The 15,790-nt window shown below is 59.8% G+C and carries 13 protein-coding genes and 1 pseudogene; 2 read left to right on the forward strand and 12 right to left on the reverse strand.

The genetic code is table 11. The features are described 5' to 3' along the window. Nucleotides 1-113: 113 nt before the first annotated feature. The 7 genes and pseudogenes from G1C97_RS05640 to G1C97_RS05660 form a co-directional block, all read right to left on the reverse strand. On the reverse strand, nt 114-2,870 hold the full coding sequence (locus G1C97_RS05640) for a glycoside hydrolase family 2 protein (protein ID WP_169240944.1): 2,757 nt from the start codon (nt 2,868-2,870) through the stop codon (nt 114-116). Between the two features lie 310 nt (nt 2,871-3,180). Next, nucleotides 3,181-3,477, reverse strand: a complete 297-nt coding sequence (locus tag G1C97_RS12245) for an integrase core domain-containing protein (RefSeq protein ID WP_335341337.1) — start codon at nt 3,475-3,477, stop codon at nt 3,181-3,183. A 320-nt stretch (nt 3,478-3,797) separates the two neighbouring features. Then, nucleotides 3,798-3,935, reverse strand: a pseudogene (locus G1C97_RS12250) (IS3 family transposase); the annotation flags it as partial. A gap of 83 nt (nt 3,936-4,018) precedes the next feature. Further along, a complete protein-coding gene (locus tag G1C97_RS12255) occupies nt 4,019-4,306 on the reverse strand; it encodes a transposase (protein ID WP_240951026.1) in 288 nt (95 codons plus the stop codon). A gap of 441 nt (nt 4,307-4,747) precedes the next feature. Continuing rightward, complete coding sequence (locus tag G1C97_RS05650; RefSeq protein WP_100495891.1) at nt 4,748-6,172, reverse strand: NAD(P)(+) transhydrogenase (Re/Si-specific) subunit beta; 1,425 nt, start codon at nt 6,170-6,172, stop codon at nt 4,748-4,750. Beyond that, a complete protein-coding gene (locus tag G1C97_RS05655; protein ID WP_033890970.1) occupies nt 6,172-6,477 on the reverse strand; it encodes an NAD(P) transhydrogenase subunit alpha part 2 in 306 nt (101 codons plus the stop codon). Before G1C97_RS05655 ends, G1C97_RS05650 begins: the two co-directional genes overlap by 1 nt. 21 nt (nt 6,478-6,498) lie before the next feature. Further along, nucleotides 6,499-7,662: a Rossmann-fold NAD(P)-binding domain-containing protein gene (locus G1C97_RS05660; RefSeq protein WP_169240945.1), complete on the reverse strand. Its 1,164-nt coding sequence runs from the start codon at nt 7,660-7,662 to the stop codon at nt 6,499-6,501. Nucleotides 7,663-7,938: 276 nt separating this feature from the next. Between G1C97_RS05660 and G1C97_RS05665 the strand changes: the two genes are divergently transcribed. After that, nucleotides 7,939-9,975 carry an AMP-dependent synthetase/ligase gene (locus tag G1C97_RS05665; protein WP_169240946.1) on the forward strand — a complete coding sequence of 679 codons (2,037 nt, stop codon included), beginning with the start codon at nt 7,939-7,941 and terminating at the stop codon, nt 9,973-9,975. 207 nt (nt 9,976-10,182) lie between these two features. Here the strand turns inward: G1C97_RS05665 and aroQ are convergent, their stop codons facing one another. The 3 genes from aroQ to aroC form a co-directional block, all read right to left on the reverse strand. Further along, nucleotides 10,183-10,629, reverse strand: a complete 447-nt coding sequence (gene aroQ, locus G1C97_RS05670; RefSeq protein ID WP_169240947.1) for a type II 3-dehydroquinate dehydratase — start codon at nt 10,627-10,629, stop codon at nt 10,183-10,185. 153 nt (nt 10,630-10,782) lie between these two features. Continuing rightward, nucleotides 10,783-12,399, reverse strand: coding sequence for a bifunctional shikimate kinase/3-dehydroquinate synthase (locus tag G1C97_RS05675; RefSeq protein WP_169241084.1), 1,617 nt, complete (start codon nt 12,397-12,399; stop codon nt 10,783-10,785). A gap of 8 nt (nt 12,400-12,407) precedes the next feature. Next, nucleotides 12,408-13,601: a chorismate synthase gene (gene aroC / locus G1C97_RS05680; protein WP_100495896.1), complete on the reverse strand. Its 1,194-nt coding sequence runs from the start codon at nt 13,599-13,601 to the stop codon at nt 12,408-12,410. Nucleotides 13,602-13,650: 49 nt separating this feature from the next. On the opposite strand from aroC, the gene G1C97_RS05685 reads away from it, so the two are divergent. Then, entirely contained in the window at nt 13,651-14,121 is a 471-nt protein-coding gene (locus tag G1C97_RS05685; RefSeq protein ID WP_169240948.1) for a prepilin peptidase, read from the forward strand. Between the two features lie 13 nt (nt 14,122-14,134). On the opposite strand, the gene mltG is transcribed toward G1C97_RS05685, so the two are convergent. Further along, a complete protein-coding gene (gene mltG / locus G1C97_RS05690; protein ID WP_169240949.1) occupies nt 14,135-15,313 on the reverse strand; it encodes an endolytic transglycosylase MltG in 1,179 nt (392 codons plus the stop codon). 10 nt (nt 15,314-15,323) lie between these two features. Then, nucleotides 15,324-15,782: a Holliday junction resolvase RuvX gene (ruvX, locus tag G1C97_RS05695; protein ID WP_335341338.1), complete on the reverse strand. Its 459-nt coding sequence runs from the start codon at nt 15,780-15,782 to the stop codon at nt 15,324-15,326. Nucleotides 15,783-15,790: the final 8 nt, after the last annotated feature.

Below are 15,790 nucleotides of genomic sequence, written 5' to 3' on the forward strand. Positions count from 1 at the left end.
GTACGGTTATGACTGCTACTTATTGTACCGACGATGTGGTGGGGAATGACTGTATGTTATGGGATATGACGGTCTTGGCTCCCCCCAGGTAGGGAGAGCCAAGACCGGAAACGTCAACGCTTGAGATCGTTGGCAGTGCGCAGCACGTTCGACGCGGCGAACGCGGCCGGGTCAAGTCCGGCGGCGGCCGTGATGTGCCACGTCACCGATTCGCCCGGCAACAGCGTGACCATGCCGCCGTCGATCGCAGCGTCCTGGTCGACCTTGTCGACCATGCAGAACACGTCGCGAACGTACGCATGCGCGGTGACGGTCAGGTCGTAGCCACCGTTCGCATTGACGACAACGTTTGCGTCGATCGGCGTACGGTCGAGCTGCTGATCGATCACGTCGGCCGGGTTGTAGATCACGCGCGCGAACTCTGCCGCACCGTCAGTCACGGCACCGGCCACGACCGGCGTCGCCACGAGGATCTCTCGCGACGGATCACCGAACGACGCAACCGCTTCATCCAGCGTCAGCGTCACATGCCCCGGCTCGCCGACCTCGAACGTCACGTCGAACGACTTCGACGCAAGCACCGCACCACCGGCGATATCACGGCGTTCCACCGTCCACGTGCCTGACCAAGCCGAAAGCGTGTCGTTCGCCACGACGAGCGCGAGCTGATCGGTCGCGACCGGCACGCCCTCCCAGCTGTGCTCCTCACGGAACCGTTCGGAAGTACGCGGCTGGATCGTCGCGAAACGCGGCGCGAAGAAGTCGCGCGACGCGTGCCACAGGGGCTTGCGGTGCCCGTAGTAGTCGACGGCCGCCCACGAGACGACCGGCCAGTCGTCGTTGAGCTGCCAGATCAGCGCGCCCGCGTTGACCGGTTCGAGCGAGCGCATGTGCGAGACACCGAAACGGATCGCCTGCGCCTGCTGGAGCTGGCATGCCCAGTGCCAGTCCTCGATCGACGCCCACCGGTCGGTCGGGATGAGCCAACTGTGCTCGCCGTCGGACGGCCTGCCGTTGACCACGCCGCCGTAGCTCACGTCGTCGATATGGCCGGGAGTCAAGTGGCCGCGCATGCCGCGGGCCAGCTTGACGTTGCCGCCGGACGCCTTCTGGTGCACGAGCATCTGCTTGCCGAACGGGTCGAGCGGCTCGTCATGCACGACGCGCGTGAGCGTGCTGAACGCGGGCGGTGCCTGATAGCCGAATTCGTCGGCGAAGCGCGGCGTGTAGTCCGCGTACTTCGTGTAGTCGACGCGGTTCCACACGTCCCAGATGTGCATGGTACCGTCGCCGGACTTGTTCGCGTCCACGAACGGCGTGAAGCTCATCGGCGAGCTCGGCAGGTAGACGTGGGTCGGGTCGAGTTCGGCAAGCAGTTTCGGGAACAGTTCGCTGTAATACCAGTCGCCCCAGCCCTTCTCACCGTAGCCGTACACGTTGGTTGGCTTGTCGTCGTCGCGCAGCGCCTGCTTGAACCCGCCCCACTCGGCATAGGCCACGTAGTTCTCGTTCGATCCGTTCCACACGATCAGGCTCGGGTGCGGGCTTAAGCGGTTGATGTGCTCGCGCGCCTCGGCCTCGATCTCCGCGCGCGTGGCCGCGTCCTCCGGATACGCGGCGCATGCGAGCATGAAGTCCTGCCAGACCATGATGCCCAGCTCGTCGGCCAGATCGTAGAAATCGTCGGACTCGTAGATGCTGCCGCCCCACGCGCGCACCATGTTCGAGTTCGACTCGACCAGATCCGCGAACCGCTGCGCGTAGAACGCGCGGTCGCCACGCGACAGGAACGCGTCAATCGGCACCCAGTTGTAGCCGCGCGCATGCACCGGCACCTCGTTGACATAGATCTGGAACGGACGGCCGTCCGCATCCGCACGCGTGTCGACACGCGTGGTACGGAAGCCCACACGGCCGGTCCACGTCGCCGCCGGCCCGCCATCGGCCGACGCGGCGGCACCGGCCGTCACGGTCACATCGTACAGCGGTTGCTCGCCATATCCAAGCGGCCACCACAGCCGCGCATCCGGCACGACCGCGGTGATCGTCGCGGCATCACGGCCGTATTCGACCTCGCCGGCCACCTCAACCGCTTCAGTCAATCCTGGACCGGCAATGGTCACCGTGACCGGCACCGGCTTCTGCTGCGTGTGCGCGTCGGCTGAGGTCATCACACGGCCCTCGCCCTCGCGTTCGATCTCGACCGTGGTCGTGAGCACGCCGACACCGTCAGGCCGCACATCGACCAGCGGGCGGACGGCTTTGAACCGCACGTCGGACCACGAATCGATGCCGATCTCGCGCCACATGCCCGCGTTCGCCACGTCGATGCCCCAATCCCAGCCGAACTGGTAGCTCGGCTTGCGCAACTGGTTGAACGCGTGATGCTCGGTATGCGGATAGTAGCCAAGCTCCCGTTCGCGGCGGTCGGACTCGCGCACCGACGACGCGAACGTGACCGCCAGCGTGTTCACACCCTCGCACAGCTGGCCGCGCACGTCCCATCGGTAGGAGCGGTGATAGTTCTGCGCGACCCCGACAAGCTGTCCGTTAAGCGTTACAGTAGCGACCGTATCCAGTCCGCACGCGACGAGATCATGCCGAGCCTTGCCGTCCGCATGCCAGTCGAACGTCGTCTCGAACTGCCAATCGACATCGCCGATCCACTGCTGACGGTCCTCGTTGTCGCCGTCGAACGGCTCGTCGATAAGACCGGCGTTGAGCAGATCCAGCGTAACCTCGCCGGGGACCGCGGCCGGAATGCCCACCGAGATCGCATCACGCACCGACTCCGGCGCAGCCTGAGGATTAAGAGCACGGACCGTCCAGCCATCGCTGATCGCCGCAAACGTATTCGGTGTATGGGTCATGTCAGACATCCTTATCTCATGTTCCAAAAGTATGGCTGCACCATCCAGATACCGCCATATATCAGCATATTAAACGCTTAAGTAAATACTATATCGTCACACCGGGAAAGACAACAGGCCGACGGCATGTCGCCGCCGGTCCGCCATCACGCCGCTGTCCGCTGCGCCGCGCGCAGCTCACGCAGACGCCGTTCCGGATCGGGCGCGGCCCCGATCAACGTCTTCGTGTACTCGCTCTTCGGGTGCAAAATCACGTCGTCCGCAGGGCCCCGCTCCACGATTGGATTGGCAACAGTGTGTTGGACTGTTTCTAGAGGGTTTTTCCTTGTTGTGTGAACTCCACGGGGCTCAGGTATCCGAGGGTCGAGTGGAGTCGTTGGCGGTTGTACCACCACACGTACCGGTTGACGTCCGAGCGCAGTCGATCCACGCTCGTGTAGACGTTCCTGTGGATGAGCTCCTTCTTGACGAGCCGGTTGGTGGATTCCACCACCGCGTTGTCGTACGGGTTGCCCGGCCTGGAAAGGGAACGCGTGATGCCGAACACGTCGAGCATGCGTTCGATGCGTTCCCCGGTGAACTCGCCGCCGCGGTCCGTGTGGAACACCTCGATCTCATCCAGGGGGGGAAGCGCAGCGCGGCGAACGCGGCCAGCACGAGATCGGTGTCATGCCTGACTCCCACGGAATGGCCGGCGATCTGCCGGTTGGCCAGGTCGCCGGGCAGGCAGACGTACGCCCAACCGTTGCCCACCCTCACGTAGGTCAGATCGGAGGCCAGATGCGTGCGCGGCCTATAGCCGTCGAACTCACGGCCGAGGATGTTCGGGGCCGGATCGTCGTTCGGCTTCGACGGATGCGGCCGGTACCGGGCCCTCGAATACGAGCTCGCCATGCCCCCGGCCTTCATGATCCGGTTGATGCGGCGGCGCGACATGACGATATGCTCACGGCGCAGCCGGGCCTTGATCTTCCTGGCCCCGTACACCTCGCCGCTGTCCCTCCACACGCGCTCCACATCGCCCTTATGGGGATCGACGCGTTCGGTCTCGGGGTGCTCGAGCATCCAGTAGTATGTCGACTTGGCAACGCCCAGGATCCTGCACTGCGCTGATACGGGGTAACGGCCGGCGTTGGACCGTATGACCTCTACTTTCGCGCGAATACCGGCGCCGCTTGTTTCAGAACATCCACCTCCATCTCCAACTGGCGGTTGCGTTTGCGCAATTCGACCGGCTCGTTCTCCTCGGGCGTGCGGTTGTCGGCCGCCCTGGTCGAGCCGCTGTTGCGGATCCCCCGCACCCACCGGTGCAGGGTGGAATGGCAGATGCCGTACTCGCGCTCGATCTCCACCGTCGGCTTGCCGTTCTCGTACAACTGCACGATCTGCCGCTTAAACTCCTCGGTGAACCTGCGCGGATGCCTCGGATCGGCCATGACCATCAACTCCTTCGTTGCCCAGTCCCTCAATAAACCGTCCAATACATTGGAGCCAATCCACGGTCTATCATCCCGCGGACGCACTCATCGATGGCGAAGCGGTGATCGTGGCGTCGCCCGACGTTCCCGAACCGACGCACGTACGCTATGGCTGGTACAGCTGGGGGCCCGCTTCGCTGTTCAACGCCATAGGGCTTCCGGCCGCCCCATTCACGGCATAAGGTTCACAGCTCCCGGATGCGCGCATCGTCTTCGTCACACTCGCATCCGGGCCGTATATCAAAAAAGGCTCCCCTCTTGAGGGGAGCCAGAACGCCTATCGACGCTCCATTACGCGAGCAATGTAATTGCTGGCATGATGCGTGCGGCCTCGGTGCCGCAGTAGGTGAAGGCGTACGCAGGGTACGTCGAACCTGCTGCGGTGCCGAGGACGCTCCATCAGGCCAGCAATTCCTTGACGGCGTTGATGACGGCTTGCAAACTCTTCTTCGCGTCGCCGAACAGCATCTGCGTGTTGTCCTCGAAGTAGAGCTCGTTCTGGATGCCGGCATAGCCCATGCCGCGGCCGCGCTTCATGACGACCACGTTCTGGGCTTTGTCCACGTCGAGGATCGGCATGCCGGAGACCGGGGTGCCGGGTCGGCGGGCGGCCGGGTTGGTCACGTCGTTGGCGCCGACGACCAGGGCCACGTTGGCCTGCGGGAACTGAGGATTGATCTCGTCGAGATCGACCAGCTCCTCGTAGGGCACATTGGCTTCGGCCAGCAGCACGTTCATATGGCCAGGCATACGTCCCGCCACCGGGTGAATGGCGTAGGAGACCTCAACGCCATGAGCCTTGAGTAGTTCACCCAGATCGGCGAGTTCACGCTGAGCCTGAGCCTGAGCCAGGCCGAAGCCGGGCACGAAGATGACCTTTTCGGCGTAGACGAGTTGGACAGCCAGATCATCGGCCGTAGTCTCTTTCATGGTGCCTTCCGGACCGTCGCCGGCTGCGGCGGCTCCGGAGCCGCCGCCGAAGCCGCCAGCGAGGACGGACAGCAGCGGACGGTTCATGGCCTGTGCCATGAGGATGGACAGTGTCACACCGGCGGAGCCGACCAAGGCACCAGCCACGATGAGGGCCACGTTATCGATGGCCAGACCGGACATGGCCACAGCCGTACCGGTGCAGGCGTTGAGCACGGAGATCACGACGGGCATATCAGCACCGCCGATCGGAATCACGAAGACCAAGCCATAGCACAGCGCGAACACGGTGGTCAGCACGGACCACAGCAGTCGCTGTTCGGGCTGGACGCACAGCATGACCAGCGAGGCGATGGACAGGACCGCGAACAGCACATTCCAAATGCCCTTGCCCGGCAGAGCAAGCTTCTTCACCCACTTGATGCCCTGCAACTTGCCGGCGGCGATGAGCGAGCCGGTGAAGGTCACGGAGCCGATCAGAATGCCGAGGCCTGCGGTGATGAGCACCACGATGTCAGGCGTGCCATCCTTGGTCAGGATGTCGTTGAGAGCCACGAGCGCGGCAGCACCGCCGCCCACCGTGTTGAACACGGAGACCAGCTGCGGCATATCGGTCATCTGCACTTTCTTGGCGGAGACCACACCGGCCACCGCGCCAATGAGGATGCCCACTACAAGCACCACAACGGCAATGGTGTTGATGAAGCCCTTGGCAAACAGCACGACGAACGCCATCAGCACGGCGACAACCATACCGAATGCGGAGATCTGGTTGCCTTTGCGTGCGGTCTTCGGGGAGTTCATGAAATGCAGACCGACCACGAACATGACGGCCGAGAACAGGTAGACGAACCATGCGACGATGTCGATGGTTCCCACGGTTGCGGAGGTCATTACTTCGACTCCCCCTTCTTCTCGTTCTTGTTGGACTTGAACATCTCCAGCATGCGATCGGTGACCACATAGCCGCCGACCACATTCATGGTGCCGAGCACTGCGGCGAGGAAGATGAAAACGTAGGCGAGCGGCGAGTTGGCTTCCGCGGCCACAATCACCACGCCGACGATAACGATGCCGTGGATGGAATTCGCGCCGGACATCAGCGGCGTATGCAAAGTGGCAGGCACCTTGCCAATCACCTCGATGCCGATCAGCAGAGCAAGCACGAACAGGGTGATGGAAACGACGAGAGTAGGCATGATGTTCCTTCTTCCTCTTCCTTAGTTGCCGGCCTGATTGGATTCGGCTGCATCCGGCTGCGTTGCGACTCGGCCGGCGACAACCAATGCGTCATCAAGCTCTTCGCTCAGATCCTGGCTGAGCTTGCCGTCACGCACGAAATGGACGAGGATGTCGGCCACATTGCGCGCAAGCAGGTTGGATGCGGTGGTGGCCACGCCCGAGGCGAGGTACGGAGCGCCAATCAGCTTGACGCCGCCTTCCGTCACCTGTTCGCCGATCACAGAGCCTTCTACATTGCCGCCAAGATCAGATGCCGCGCAGTCTACGACCACGGCACCGCGATGCAATCCCTTGACACCAGCGGCGGTGAGCAGCACCGGGGGCTTGCGACCGGGAACCTTGGCGGTGGTGATGATGATGTCGAAGCCGGCGGCCTTCTCATCGACCGCGGCCTGCTGAGCGGCCTGCTCTTCGGCCGTCAAGGCGCGAGCGTAGCCGCCTTCGCCCTGCCCTGCAGAGAAGTCAAGTCCAAGGTCCAGGAACTTGGCACCCAACGACTCAACTTCTCCCTTGGATGCGGGACGCACGTCATAAGCGGTGACCACTGCGCCGAGTCGACGCAGCGTGCCGATGGCCTGAAGTCCGGCGATACCCGCGCCCAGCACCAATGCCTTGGCGGGACGGATGGTGCCTGCTGCAGTGGTCATCATCGGCAGGAACGAGCCGTAGGCATCAGCTGCGGCGATGGCGGCCTTATAGCCCATCACGGAATTCTGCGAGGTCATCTCGTCCATGGACTGAGCGCTGGACAGCTTGCGCGGCAGCTTTTCGATGCCAATACCCACCAAACCAGCCTGTTCAAGTGCGGCGATGTAGTCGGCATCGGTGAAGGAACCGAGCATGCCGATCACCCACTGTCCGGCCTTCAGGGACGCCACGATCTCCGAAGAAGGACGATCCACAAAGCCGAGGGCATCGGCTTCGGCCAATACTTCATTGCGGCCGGCCACCTTCGCACCAGCCTTTTCGTAATCTTCATCGGTGTATTCGGCGGCAATGCCGGCACCCGATTCAATAATCGAGGAGATTCCACTCCTCTTCAGCCGGGTGACGATATCCGGCGTCAGTGCGACGCGAGATTCCGTTGCCGACGTTTCATTGAGAACGCCGAACACCACGGTGGCTTCTTGGTTTTGCGCCATGAGAGCCCTTTCTTTTTTCGTTGCTCGAAACGGACATAACGTCCATCGGACATAATTATCCGAAGGTAAGTGTAGCCGAAAGCCGCGAATCCAAGGCATGCAGCAGGTGATTTTGGACAAGGCTCGGTTGAAGCATCACCGCGAAACCTACGGTTACGTAGGGTTTTCCTACGGTTGCGTAAGGTGACGAGTTCTGCTGCGCCTATTACAATTGGCTGGTTGAGAAGCGTTCGCCGCATCGGTCGGACGACACTGAAAGGTTTACAGGAGTAAGACTTGTCGGTTATCAATTCCTTTACGCAGCACACCATCAACCTCACCCGAAAAGCGCTCCGGTTGGGATCCGACTTCGTTCACCCGGTTCATGACGACACCCCGGATGAGCCCGATTATCTCTCGAACGCGGATGTTCCTGCGGAGACGGACATCGCCTTGCCTCATACCGACGATTGGGACGATGGTCATCTGACCGTCACCGACATCGATCCGGTTACCGGACTGCTGACCACCTCCACCGAAGGCAACCCGCCGCTGGACGAAGGCATGTCCATCTATGACCTGTACGCGGATCGTGCCGCACGCATGGGTGATGAGCCGCTCTACACCTATAAGGTGGGCGACGAATGGACCACCGTAACCGCCAATGAATTCCTTGCCGATGTACGCGCCGTGGCCAAGGGTCTGCTGCACTATGGTCTCAAGAAGGGCGACGGCGTGGCTTTCATGTGCCGCACTTCTTACGAATGGGATTTGACGGATGCTGCCATCATGGCTTGCGGCGGCGTGCTGGCCACTATCTACGACACCGATTCCGCCGAGCAGATCCGCAACATCGTGAACAATTCGGACGCTCGTCTGCTCATCGTGCAGGACACCGCCATGCGAGACAAAGCAGACGGTGCCGTGGAGGAATGCCCCTCCCTTGAGCACATCATCACGATCGAGACTGGTGGACTCGACGAGATCAAGGCGTATGGTGCCGGAGTCTCGGATGAAGAACTCGATGAGCGCATCGATTCCATCAAAAAGACCGACCTGTGCTCCATCGTGTATACTTCCGGTTCCACGGCTGCGCCGAAGGGCGTGGAGATGACACATGAGCACTACTGCCAGACCGCGCTGAATCTGCCCGACTATATGCCGGACCTGTTGCACGACAAGAAGAACACCATTCTTCTGTTCCTGCCGCAGGCACATTCCTTCGCACGTGCCATCAACTACATTGTGGTGGCATCCAATATTCATATCTATATCGCTACCGGCATCAAGACGCTCATCGCCGACTTGCAGGTGGCCAAGCCGTCCATCATGATCGTGGTGCCCCGCGTGCTGGAAAAGGTGTACAACGCTGCCTCTCAGAAGGCCGGCCACGGTCCCAAGGGCGTGGTGTTCGCCTCTGCGGTGGTGGCTGCGCAGAACTATATGAAGGAGATTTCCGCGAACGGCAAGGCCGGTGCCTTGGCCCGCGCCAAGCGCGCCGCATTCGATCCGGTGGTGTACTCCTCGCTGCGTGAGGTGCTGGGCGGCCGTGCGAAGTGGATCGTGGCCGGCGGCGCTCCGCTGGATCCCGAGCTGCTCGCATTCTTCCGTGGTGCCGGTGTGCCGGTTTACGAAGGCTATGGTCTGACCGAAACCACTGCCCCGTGTGCATTCAATCCGTTGGGCACGCCGTTCCACGCCGGTTCCGTGGGCATCGCATTCCCTGGATTCTCGTTGCGCATCGCCGAAGATGGTGAGATTCAGGTCAAGGGCCGTGCTGTTTTCCCGCGTTATCACAAGAACGACGAAGCCACCGAATTGTCCTTCACCGAGGACGGATGGTACGCCACCGGCGATCTCGGTCGCATCGATAACGACGGCTTCCTGTACATCACCGGCCGCAAGAAGGATCTGATCATCACCGCAGGCGGCAAGAACGTTTCCCCCGGTCCGATCGAAGAGGTCATCCAGCGTTGCGAAATTGTCTCGCAGGCACTGGTGCTGGGTGATAAGCGCCCGTTTATCTCTGCGCTTATCACGCTGGACGAGGAGGCGCTGCGTCCATGGTTGGCCGCCAAGGGACTGGATGAGAACATGTCCATGGAAGACGCCACGCAGAATGCCGCGGTGCGCGCTGAGGTGCAGAAGTGGGTCGATCAGGCCAACGAAGGTGTCTCCCGCGCCGAATCGGTTCGTAAGTTCATTCTGCTGCCTGAAGAGTTTAGCCAAGAGAACGGTCTGATGACCGCCTCGATGAAGGTGATTCGTCCGAAGGTGATCAAGCGTTACACTACGCTACTGAACACGCAGATGTACGTGGCTCGCAAGAAGTAGGCACAGTAAAAATGGGTGAGGTACGCGGTGATGCACCTCGCCCATAGCGATGCCCATAGCAATTACAAAACGGTGTCGCCCCGCTTTCGATGAAGCAGGGCGACACCGTTTTGTTATAGACAATGTCTGAGGCTTAAGCCGTCACAATTCAGGCAATCCCGAACATCCTTTTCGCTGTATGCCGTACCAAGGAGCGTCTTCGACGCATCAGTTGTTGACAAGATGTGCGATGGATTCGAGCGCCAGCTTGTAACCAAAGAATCCCATGCCGGTGATGGTGCCGGTGGCGACCGGTGAAATCACGGAACGCTTGCGGAATTCATCACGCGCGGACGGATTGGAGATATGCACTTCCATCAGCGGCAATCCTGCATCGCCAACCATATGCGCGGCATCCGCCAGCGCATAGGAATAATGGGTGAATGCGGCAGGGTTCATCACGACCGGTGTCTTCTCATCGGCGGCCTGATGCATCCAGCGAACCATCTCCGCTTCATCATCGCTTTGGCGCACCTCGACATCGAGCCCCAATTCCGCGCCCCAAGACATGCACAGACGGCGTAATTCCTCCAAATCCTGCCGGCCATATACATCCGGCTGACGCACACCAAGACGTCCGAGGTTAGGCCCATTGACAACGATGACTTTGGTCATGATCGCTCCTTTGATCGATGGCAGAGTTGAGTGAAATAATCTTCCACTAAGAAACCTGAGATTATGTCTTCCGAGTGACTCCTCTGATGAGAAAAGAGCCACTCGGAAAATAATGTGTCGAACAGTAACGGAGTCGCAGCTTCGGTGGCGGGATCAGCGCCGGATCCGCTCGAACGCCTCGCGCACGGCATCGGCGGGCGGATTGTCAAGATGCACCACATGTCCGATGGAGTCGAGCACCACGAAACGCAGCTCGTTGCCGCGAGCCTTCTTGTCGCGATGCATCAGTGCAAGCACGTCTTCGAACGAACCGTCATGCCATGAGGTCGGCAGTCCCAAAGAGGTCAGCAGCGTACGATGGTAATCCACCAGATCACGGTCGATATAGCCCAAAATGCATGCGAGCTCCGCCGCATATACCATGCCTACCGCCACCGCGTTGCCATGCCGCCAGCGGAAGTGTTCCAGCTTCTCGATGGCATGCCCCAACGTATGTCCGTAATTGAGGAATTCCCGCAGTCCTTTTTCCTTCAGGTCAGCGGAAACATGACGGGCTTTGACACTCACCGTACGCTCAATAAGTTCACAGACCACGTTCTCCAACGGTGTACCCAGAAAAACGGCACCGTTGAAAGCGCGCAGCTCATCGGCATGAGCCTCCAGCAACGAAAGAATTTCGGGGTCACCGATGAAGCCGGACTTGGCTACCTCGCCCAATCCTTCGATGAAGATGTCGTTAGGCAGCGAGGCCAAGGTCTTGGTATCGGCCAATACGCCGGCCGGCGTATAGAACGATCCCACAAGATTCTTGCCCTGCGGCGTATTGATGCCGGTTTTACCGCCGGTGGAGGCATCCACCATGGCCAGCAGTGAAGTGGGGCAATTCACGTATCGCACTCCACGCATCCAGGTAGCGGCGACAAAGCCAGCCAAATCAGTAGCGGCACCGCCGCCGAGTCCCACCACGGCGTCGGATCTGGTGAAGCCTTCTTCGCCGAGACGTTCCCAAATGCCGTTTGCCACGGCACTGGTTTTGCCGGATTCCGCATCGGGAATCACGATATCGGACACCTCATAGCCGCTCTGACGAAGCAGCGCACGCGCTCGATCAGAATGACGCTGCACCGGCTGCGTATGAATCAACGCGACACGCACCGGCTTGTCTCCAAGTACGTCAGCCAAATGGTTCATCGCGCCTTGTCCGATGGCCACATCATATGGATCAATCGAAGTGCCGGTAACATGTACGGTTCTCTGCGAAACCATATCAATCACCTTTCTGGCCGCTCCCTGAGGGGTCATGCCACGAGTATGTACATGGACGTTCGCAACCGAGCGGAACACCGGATCGCGTTGGGCGAACAGCATCTTCCAGCGGGCGTTGGCATCACCATTGAGCATGGGACGGCCACCTCCACGGTTTGCGCGTTCCATGGCCTCCGCAGGGTCTGCATCAAGGTAGACCACCCGTCCACCATCTTCGATGTACGAAGCCAACGCATCCTGAGTGGATGCCGTCATTGGGGCGCCGCCTCCCAAAGAGAAGATACCGTCGAAATCCTCCAGGAAATACGCGATGAGCTCGGCTTCGACTTTACGGAACGCCGGTTCGCCATAGCGCTCGAAGTATGCAGGAATTTTCATTCCCACTTCACGCTCGATCTCTACATCGGCGTCGGCGAACGGCAGATGCATGATATGCGCTACCTCTTTGCCGACGCGGGTCTTGCCTGCACCCATCATACCGATGATGACAGCGCGGGGACGCATAGCTTTGCTCACCTCATGTGCTCCGGCCAGGAAGCGAGATACTGCTCGCAATTACGACGCGTCTCCTCAACGCTGTCGCCACCGAACTTCTCCAACGCATACTTGGCCAATGTCAACCGAACCATGGCCTCGGCCACCACGGCGGCGGCGGGCACGGCGGTCGAATCCGAACGCTGGTTGATGGCGGCGGCAGCTTCTCCGGTCAGCACGTCCACAGTGCGAAGCGCTCTGGGAATGGAAGGAATCGGTTTCATGGCCGCACGTACACGAATCGGCTGTCCATTGGACATGCCGCCCTCAATGCCGCCGGCACGGTTGGTCAACCGCGTGATATGTCCGTCTTCTCCGGGCACCATCTCATCGTGGGCCGCAGAGCCGGGACGCACCGCTTCCAGGAAGCCATCACCGATTTCCACACCCTTGATGGCCTGAATGCCCATTACGGCACCGGCAAGCGCCGCATCAAGACGACGGTCGGATTCCACGTACGTGCCTACACCGGCAGGCATGCCGTAGGCGATGACTTCAATCACGCCCCCGACGGTATCCGCATTGGACTTGATCTCATCAATACGTGCGATCATGCGCTTCTCGGCGGCCTGGTCCAAGGTGCGTACCGGCGAAGCATCAAGTGCGGCTACATCATCAGGGGTAGGCAGCACGGCGTGGTCGGCATCCTCAACGCCAGCGCCGCCAATAGAAATCACATGGGAGACAGTGCGTACGCCCAGTGCCTGTTCAAGGAATTGACGCGCCACCTCGCCCAAAGCCACACGGGATGCGGTTTCGCGTGCGCTGGAACGCTCAAGCACCGGACGGGCGTCATCGAATCCGTATTTGCGCATACCGGTCAGGTCAGCATGTCCAGGACGGGGACGGCTTAGCGGAGCGTTACGTCCCTCACGCGGCAACTCGTGGTCAAGCGCATCCGCACTCATGACTTCAGTCCACTTGGGCCATTCGGTATTGGCGATTTCGATGGCAACCGGCGAACCCAACGTCAACCCGTGACGAACGCCGGTAAGCAGTCGTACTTTGTCCTGCTCAAACTTCATACGCGCGCCACGGCCATAGCCGAGACGTCGACGGGCCAATGCCGCGACAATGTCGTCCGTGCTGATACGAATGCCAGCCGGAAGTCCTTCAATCATGGCCACCAGCGCCTCGCCATGCGACTCCCCTGCCGTCTGCCAACGCAACATAGCGTTTCTCCTCTTTCGTCGGTCGATAACTAGGGGATAATGGTAAGCCATGCCATACCTGTTCACGTTGCCCGGTCTGCTATGTGGGCTCGCCTTGTCCATTGAAGATCTGCGACACCGCCGTGTACCGGTGATCTGGATGATGATCGGCGCTATACTCCAGCTTGCCGCGGATTTCGCCTACGGTGTGTGGACAAATGATTTGTTTGCGCTGTTGCAGGCCTTGTTGTTCACCGTGCTGTGTGCATTCATTCAGCTCGCTTTGGCACTGGCGGCACCGAAATCGCTGGGCTTCGGCGATGTGACGGCCATGATTCCGATGGGATTGGCAGTAGGTTTGCTGGGACTGACTTACATTGTGGTCTGGTGGCTGGCAATGGGTGTATGCGGATTGATGTGGATTGCGCTGTGGACCAAATTCGATCCACAGCGCAATCCGGCGTATGCGGGGAAAATCCCGTATGTTCCGGCGATACTGACGGGAGCAGCCATTTCGGTTGCCTTGGCCGCTATCGCGTGACGATTACGGAGTCCTACTGATTGTCAGCCTGCCATTGACGCAGTTCAGCCACATTCTGCTCATGCTCTTCTGCCGTGACAGCGAACTTCGTCTCGCCGGTGTTGAGGTTCACGGTGCAGAAGTACAGCCAGTCACCATCTTCGGGGTGCAATGCCGCCTGAATAGCATTGTCTCCCGGGTTGCTGATCGGCGTCGGCGGCAAGCCTGCGATCTTGTAGGTATTGTAGGGGTTCGAATCATCTTCGATCATGGCTGTAGTGACCTGCGCCGGCTTCACATCATTGCCATAGGCAACAGTGGAATCCATGCCCAAGGTCATACCTTGTTCCAGACGGTTCTCGATGACACGCGTCACTTTCCCGTAATAATCCTCTTTATTGACTTCCGCCTCGGCGATAGATGCGATAATCATCACCCGTTCACGTTCGGAACCAGTAGGAACACCCAGCTCATCAAGTTTGGCGATACGCTTGTCCACCATGGTCTTGAGTATTTCCGAAGCGTCTTTCATGCCTTTGACGTTATAGGTACCGGGCTCGAACCAGCCTTCAAAGCTTCCCGCCGCTTCGTCCGGGAGAATTCCCTTGCCTTTGTTTTTTACAATGGCGTCGAAATCACTCTGGTCGATGCCTGAAAGCTGCGCGGCCGAAGCGATCACGGCGGAAGCACGTTCGCCAGGCTTGACTTCAAGGAAACCGGAAGCCTGATTCGGATCCGACAAGATGGCAATCACATCCGAAGCCGCCATATGCCGCTTCAACGTGAAGGTTCCTGGATACAGCGTGACATCATTGGCGTCCACCACGCTGGTGAACGCCGCAGTGGACTTGATGATTTCTGCTTTCAACAGGTTATTAGCGACTTCGACTGCGCCTTCCCCTTCAGCGACAGTGAACTGCACCTCGCCGTCACCGGGCCCCGGATAATCCGCAATGGCCGTGGTCTGAGTATGACTATCACGCCATGCGATAACCTTGCTCACGCCAACATACCCTATGCCAATAAGCAACGCCGCTATGATGACGGCAATGATGATGCCACCCATCTTTTTACGCTTGCGCTGTGCGCGACGTTGACGCATCTCCTTACGAGATTTCGGTGGCTGAGGCGGCTCGGAGACACCGTCGGCCTCATTTCCTGAGGAAACCCAATGCGCGTTGTCTCCGAAAAAATCATTAAAATCATCAGACATGACCGGTACCTCACTGTTCCCTTGCGCGGTCAAGCGCCGTCTGCAAAATCACTACTGCCGACTGCTGATCCACTACCGGCCTATGCTTGTTTGAGGACCTATGTGCCTCAAACAACTGACGATGCGCACTGACTGTCGTCAATCTCTCATCCACTAATGATACCTGCGGAATCTGGTGTTCCTCCTCATAACTTTCTTCGCTCTGCGCCTCAAGCCTTTTGCTGAGATTGGCCGCCCATCGACGTGCCTTTTTGGCGCTCTTACCTTCAGTACCGTCCATTTGCAACGGCAGGCCCACTACAACGTGAGTCACATGCTCGTCTTCTATGACGTCAAGAACCTCATCAATAGCAAAGAAGTAGTCACCGCCGACATGAATATTGCCGGCAGGATGTGCAAAAGTAAGCTCCGGGTCGGACAATGCAAGTCCGACCCGGGCATTACCTAGATCAACGCCTAACCAGACCACGGGCTTGG

Origin of the sequence: Bifidobacterium olomucense, assembly GCF_012932375.1 — a bacterium.
Classification (GTDB): Bacteria; Actinomycetota; Actinomycetes; order Actinomycetales; family Bifidobacteriaceae; genus Bifidobacterium; species Bifidobacterium olomucense.

Bases quoted from the DNA above. Each gene is read 5' to 3' on its own strand.
- G1C97_RS05640 (WP_169240944.1), bottom strand. From the start codon at position 2,870: ATGACCCATACACCGAATACGTTTGCGGCGATCAGCGATGGCTGGACG.
- G1C97_RS12255 (WP_240951026.1), bottom strand. From the start codon at position 4,306: ATGGCCGATCCGAGGCATCCGCGCAGGTTCACCGAGGAGTTTAAGCGG.
- G1C97_RS05650 (WP_100495891.1), bottom strand. From the start codon at position 6,172: ATGACCTCCGCAACCGTGGGAACCATCGACATCGTCGCATGGTTCGTC.
- G1C97_RS05655 (WP_033890970.1), bottom strand. From the start codon at position 6,477: ATGCCTACTCTCGTCGTTTCCATCACCCTGTTCGTGCTTGCTCTGCTG.
- G1C97_RS05660 (WP_169240945.1), bottom strand. From the start codon at position 7,662: ATGGCGCAAAACCAAGAAGCCACCGTGGTGTTCGGCGTTCTCAATGAA.
- aroQ (WP_169240947.1), bottom strand. From the start codon at position 10,629: ATGACCAAAGTCATCGTTGTCAATGGGCCTAACCTCGGACGTCTTGGT.
- G1C97_RS05675 (WP_169241084.1), bottom strand. From the start codon at position 12,399: ATGCGTCCCCGCGCTGTCATCATCGGTATGATGGGTGCAGGCAAGACC.
- aroC (WP_100495896.1), bottom strand. From the start codon at position 13,601: ATGTTGCGTTGGCAGACGGCAGGGGAGTCGCATGGCGAGGCGCTGGTG.
- G1C97_RS05685 (WP_169240948.1), top strand. From the start codon at position 13,651: ATGCCATACCTGTTCACGTTGCCCGGTCTGCTATGTGGGCTCGCCTTG.
- mltG (WP_169240949.1), bottom strand. From the start codon at position 15,313: ATGTCTGATGATTTTAATGATTTTTTCGGAGACAACGCGCATTGGGTT.